Origin of the sequence: Telmatospirillum sp. J64-1 (genome assembly GCF_006980715.1) — a bacterium.
GTDB classification, from domain to species: domain Bacteria; phylum Pseudomonadota; class Alphaproteobacteria; order Rhodospirillales; family Magnetospirillaceae; genus Oleiliquidispirillum; species Oleiliquidispirillum nitrogeniifigens.
The window spans coordinates 1-5,801 of the sequence record NZ_SBHN01000049.1 but is presented as its reverse complement, the minus strand read 5'-3'; the positions used below and the strand labels follow the sequence as shown (position 1 = coordinate 5,801).

General features: G+C 63.2%; 4 protein-coding genes. 2 read left to right on the top strand and 2 right to left on the bottom strand.

Annotation, left to right across the window (positions count from 1 at the left end; genetic code table 11):
• Window positions 1–501: 501 nt before the first annotated feature.
• Window positions 502–3,270, bottom strand: coding sequence for a phosphoenolpyruvate carboxylase (gene ppc, locus EPD66_RS23305; protein ID WP_142850965.1), 2,769 nt, complete (start codon window positions 3,268–3,270; stop codon window positions 502–504).
• 202 nt (window positions 3,271–3,472) lie between these two features.
• A complete protein-coding gene (locus tag EPD66_RS23300) occupies window positions 3,473–4,024 on the bottom strand; it encodes a DUF4142 domain-containing protein (RefSeq protein WP_142850964.1) in 552 nt (183 codons plus the stop codon).
• A gap of 328 nt (window positions 4,025–4,352) precedes the next feature.
• On the opposite strand from EPD66_RS23300, the gene EPD66_RS23295 reads away from it, so the two are divergent.
• Entirely contained in the window at window positions 4,353–4,796 is a 444-nt protein-coding gene (locus EPD66_RS23295) for a hypothetical protein (protein WP_142850963.1), read from the top strand.
• A 243-nt stretch (window positions 4,797–5,039) separates the two neighbouring features.
• Complete coding sequence (locus EPD66_RS23290; RefSeq protein ID WP_142850962.1) at window positions 5,040–5,789, top strand: electron transfer flavoprotein subunit beta/FixA family protein; 750 nt, start codon at window positions 5,040–5,042, stop codon at window positions 5,787–5,789.
• Window positions 5,790–5,801: the final 12 nt, after the last annotated feature.

Below are 5,801 nucleotides of genomic sequence, written 5' to 3'. Positions count from 1 at the left end.
GCATCGGCCCAGCCTAACTGACCAATCCGCTTGCGTGCCATGACGGCCTCTCCTGTTGATCGAACAGGCCGCTATCGAATCACAATCATGCCTTCCGTGCAAAGGTCTCCAGCATGAGGAGCCGCGCCAGCGGCGTCTCGAAGCATGACCCCGCCCTCAGGCATTAAGCCGCGGAGAAGGCGAGATATCAGACACAGATGAACACAGATAGACACAGATGAATTTTCTAGAAAACGGCAAAAAATTCAGACATGCCCAGACCAAATCGTCACCCCCGCGAAAGCGGGGGTCCATGTAAGGCCTGAGGAGATGGGAACCGCTCGATACTGATGCTGCGGCAGCATGGATTCCCGCTTTCGCGGGAATGACGAGGAAAGCAGGAGACTTTTTTCAGCCTGCTACAAACCTCATTTTTTCATCTGTGTTTATCTGTGTTCATCTGTGTCTTAAAAAACAAAAGAGGCACGGATAAAGCTGACTTCCTCCGTGCCTCTTCCTCCTCTAACCGCTATTCCTCAACCCGGCAGCCACGCCGTTGATGGTCATGTGGATGCCGCGGCGGACGCGTTCGTCGGTTTCTCCGGCGCGGTGACGGCGCAGGAGTTCGATCTGCAGGTGGTTCAGCGGGTCCATATAGGGGAAACGGTTGCGGATCGAGCGCATCAGCAGCGGGTTCTCGGCCAGCACGTCTTCCTGGCCGGTGATCGCCAGCAGATGCTTGCGGGTCCGGTGCCATTCGTCGCGCAGGCGGCCCAGGATGCGGGTACGGATTTCCTCGTCGGTGACCAGCTCGGCATAGCGCGAGGCGATGGCGAGGTCGCTCTTCGCCAGCACCATGTCCACGTTGGACAGCAGGGTGCGGAAGAAGGGCCAGGCCTGGTACATGCGCTGAAGCTGCGACAGCCCGTCCGGGGTTTCCGCCAGCCAAGCTTCGATGGCACTGCCGAAGCCGTACCAGCCGGGCAGCATCAGACGGCATTGCGCCCAGGAAAAGACCCAGGGAATGGCGCGCAAATCCTCGATCCGGTCGGATTTGGTGCGCGAGGCGGGACGGCTGCCGATATTGAGGTTGGCGATTTCCGAGATGGGCGTCGATTCGCGGAAATACTGCACGAAGCCCGGCGTCTCGTAGACGAGGTCGCGATAGGCGGCGAAGGCCAGACGCGACAGGCGTTCCATGCTGTCATAGAAGGCCTCCGCCGATTCGACGTCGTTCTCGAGGTCGAGCAGCGAGGCTTCCAGCGTACCGGCGGCGATGATTTCCAGGTTGCGGCGGCCAACATCGGGATTGCCGTATTTCGAACCGATGACTTCGCCCTGTTCGGTGATGCGGATCTGCCCTGCGACCGCGCCCACCGGCTGGGCCAGGATGGCCTGATAGCTGGGGCCGCCGCCGCGCCCGACCGAGCCGCCACGGCCATGGAACAGACGCATGCGGATCTTGTGGCGGTCGAACAGCTTGCACAATTCGATCTCGGCCTTGTACAGCTCCCAGCCCGAGGTCAGGAAGCCGCCGTCCTTGTTGGAGTCCGAATAGCCCAGCATGACTTCCTGCTCGTTCCCGCGCGAGGCCACCAGGGCGCGATAGACGGGCAACGAGAACAGGCGTTCCATGATGGCGGGCGCCTGGCGCAAATCCTCGATGGTCTCGAAGAGCGGGATCACGTTCATGGACGAACGCGGCTCCGCCCCCGGCTGCAACAGCCCGGTTTCCTTCAGCAGCAGCGCCACTTCCAGCAGGTCCGAGGCGCCGTCGGTCTTGGAGATGATGCAATTGGGCAGGGTGACGTCGCCGTATTTGGCCTTGATCTCGCGCGCGGTGAAGAAGATGGCCAACTCGCCCGCCGTTTCCTCGGAATAGCTGAGATAGGGCGAATAGAGCGGCCGGGGATTGGCGATTTCCTCGGCCAGCAGGGCGATGCGTTCGTCTTCGGACAAGGCCGCGTAATCGGCGCAGCGTCCGGCCACCGCCAGCAACTCGCCGATCGTGCGCTGGTGCACGTCGGAATTCTGCCGCAGATCGACGGGCGCCAGATGGAAGCCGAAGACCTGCACCGCCAGGATCAGACGGCGCAAACGCCGCGCCGCCAGCTTGGCCGCGCCATGGGCCGTCAACGAGGTGCTGAGGATCTGCAAATCCTCCAGCAATTCCTGGCTGCTGGCATAGGGCTGGGCCTGGCCGACCGCGCTACGCAGCGCTTCCTGCTGGTCCAGCACCTTCACCGTCGCCGCCAAGCGGGCATAGATGCCGGTCAAGGCGCGGCGATAGGGTTCGTCGGCGCGGTGCGGCGAGGTATCGGGCGAGCGCGCGGCCAGTGCCTCCAGTTCCGGCGTCACCGGGGCCAGAAGTTGCGACAATGGCAATTCGCCGCCCAGGTGATGGACCTCGAAGAGGTAATGGTCCAGGGCGGCGGCCGATTGCAGCCGCACCGTCTCGCGCAGGATTGGCGCGGTGACGAAGGGATTGCCGTCACGGTCGCCGCCGATCCACGAGCCGATGCGGAAGAAGGGATGCAGCGACCAGTCCTGCTCGGGATAACGCTCGCGCAGCATATCCTCGAAGCGGCAATACAGCTTGGGCAATTCGTTGAGGAAGGTGTCCTTGTAATGGGAAATGCCGTTCTTCACCTCGTCGATCACCGCCAAGCGCTGGGGCCGCAGCATGCGGGTGCGCCACAGGGTCAGGATCGCGGCCTGAAGCGCGACCTCGTTCTCGGCATGCTCCTCGGGCGTCAGGCGCGCACGGTCCTGCTCCGCCAGCAATTCCGCCACCTTGCGATGCAGCGACAGGATGCTCTTGCGCTGGACTTCGGTGGGATGGGCAGTCAGAACCGGGCTGACCAGGGCATGGTCAAGCACCTCGCGCAGGCGCTCGGGGCTCACCCCTGCCTCGTCCAGACGTTCCAGCGCGCGCAGCAGGCTGCCCTCGCGCGGCGGCGAACCGGCGATGGCATGGTCGCGGTTACGGCGGATATGGTGCTGGTCCTCGGCCGTATTGGTCAGGTGCAGGAAGTAGGAATAGGCGCGCACCACCGAAACCATGGTGTCGCGCGGCAGGGCGTTCAGCGTTTCCGCCATCTCGCGCCGGGCCGCATGGTCGTCATCGCGATTGAACCGCACCGAGGCCTGACGCACCTGCTCGATCACTTCGAAGACAGCATCGCCTTCCTGCTCGCGGACCACATCGCCAAGCATCCGCCCCAGCATGCGGATGTCGCGCCGTAAAGGAAGGTCCTTGTCCGGAAGCTCGGAAGAATTCTTGTCTGTCATGAAGGCCGGTTCCTATCGATATCCGCCTGCCGGCTTATCGTTCTGCCGGCTTATATTTTGGGCGAGTGGTAAATTAGCGGCGGATCATAACGGCAGTTTGCGCGCCTCGTCGAGCCCCCGCGACGCCGGACGTGCCGCCCCGGCAGGCTATCCCGGAACGGCACGCCCTGCGAGGAAGGACAGGATTTCCACCTTCAAGGTTTCAACGCATACCCATCATCGAGCGGATCATGGCCGCATGATCCTGCAGCCTGGGCAGCCATTTGGCCGCGAATGCCCGCACATCCGGGTCCGTCCCGCCCTGGGCCTGCGTGCGGTAAAGCGCGATGGCGACCTCATGTTCCGTCAACTGCTGTTGCAGATACTGGCGGTCGAAATTGGTCCCCTCGAGCATTTCCAGGCCCGCCGCCGCCGCCTCGCGGCCCGCGTCGGGAGAAACGGGCGGCGTCATGTCCTTGGCTTCGGCCAGGGCGACCAGTTCCTCGTTGATGGCGCTGTGCTCCTCGACCATCTGCCGGGCGAACTGGCGCACCGCCGGGGTCGCCGCCTGCTCGGCCGCCATCCGTCCCAGGATCACTTCCGACAACCCGCCATAGGCCGCCTGGGTCAGGAAGGCCTGATCTGCCACGGTCAGCGTGGAGGATGCGGCAGTAGCTTCCGGCGATCCCGCGGGCGGGGCGAGACCGGGAACCGAGCCGCAGGCCGTCAGCGACAACAGCATGAATGCACTTGCCATACCTTTCTGGATTTTCATGGGAATCTCCACAAGAGAGGGTCTGGCTTGCTAACGGATCCCCCCGCCCTTTGTTGCTTCTTCATCCACTTGCGCGGCGGCTTCCCCCGGGGCAATCATTACGGAACCGTTACAATTTTGTTTCGGGACCGCAACCGCCTGCCCTTCGTCCAACTACCTTCGTCCCGTCTTATCCGTTCGAGTGGGCATGACTACCGGAAGGCGTAATCCATCCGGAGCATGCCTCTATCTCCCAAGCTAAATTGTTAGCGTTCGGGCGATGCAGCTACCATCTCGGTAGAAGATGCCCGGCGAATGACTCGCCCGGCTGGCTGATCCGGAGGTTGATATGCTTCTAGGCGATCACGAAGGGCCTATCGCCGCCGCGGCAGCGCTTATCCTTGCGGTCCTGGGTTTCGTTCCCGGCACGCCTTCCAAGGATGCGCTTGCCCCCGTTGCCGAAGCCCATGCGATGGCCCTGGAACAGGAACGGAGCGGAACGCCTCTGCTGTGGCAGGACCAGAGAAGCGGCACGATAGTCACCGTGACCCCTGCCCGCGTCTTCATCAACGATGCGGGCCAGCTATGCCGCGACTACAGCCTGTTCTCGGCCGCCAGCGATGCCACCGAAAGCCGTACCGCCTGCCGTCAGGAGGACGGCCTGTGGCGCGCCTTGAACGATCCGTCCCATCTGACGAGCATCGAACCCGACGGCCTGTTCGGCCTGTGGCTGGCCGGTCTTTCCGACAGCTATCTGCCGCCCGCCCCCCTGCAGGAGGCGGCGGCGCACTGACTTTCCCCGCCGTCCAAACGGCATCCACGGGGCGCCCCAGCGGCGCCCCGTGGCGTTTTACCGGCACCGCCTCGAGGGAAAGGCATCAAGCGCGCCGCCGTCCCTCCCTAAGCGGAATGAATAGCAGGCTGACGATTTTTAATAATGGCGCGTCTTAAGAAGCGCTGGCCCCGAAGCCTCTAAGCTACTACCTTCCCACGCCCAGGCATTCGGGTCCCAGGCCAGAGAGGAGTTTCTCCAGGAATGAAGGTACTTGTCGCTGTCAAGCGCGTGGTCGACTACAACGTCAAGATTCGCGTGAAATCGGACAATTCGGGAGTGGAGACGGCGAACGTCAAGTTCTCCATGAATCCCTTTGACGAGATTGCCGTTGAAGAGGCGGTCCGTCTGAAGGAAGCGGGCAAGGCGAGTGAGATCGTCGTGGTCAGCCTGGGTGTGTCGCAGAGCCAGGAGACGATCCGTACGGCGCTGGCGATGGGTGCGGACCGCGGCGTTCTGGTTCAGAGCGACGAGGAGCTTCAGCCTCTTGCGGTGGCCAAGCTTCTGAAGGCGGTGGCCGAGAAGGAGCAGCCGCAGCTGGTGATCCTGGGCAAGCAGGCGATCGACGACGATTCGAACCAGACCGGCCAGATGCTGGCGGCCCTGCTGGGCTGGCCGCAGGGCACCTTCGCCTCGAAGGTGGAGATCGGCGAGGGCGCGATGACGGTGACCCGCGAGATCGACGGCGGGCTTGAGACGGTCGAGTTGAAGCTGCCGGCGGTGGTGACCACCGACCTGCGCCTGAACGAGCCGCGTTATGCCTCGCTGCCCAACATCATGAAGGCCAAGAAGAAGCCCATCGACACGCTGACGCCCGCCGATCTCGGCGTGGACGTCGCGCCCCGCTTGGTGACGCTGAAGGTCGAGGAACCGGCCAAGCGCAAGGCGGGGGTGAAGGTCGGCTCGGTTGCCGAACTGGTCGAGAAGCTGAAGAACGAAGCGAAGGTGATCTGATGAGCGTCCTGG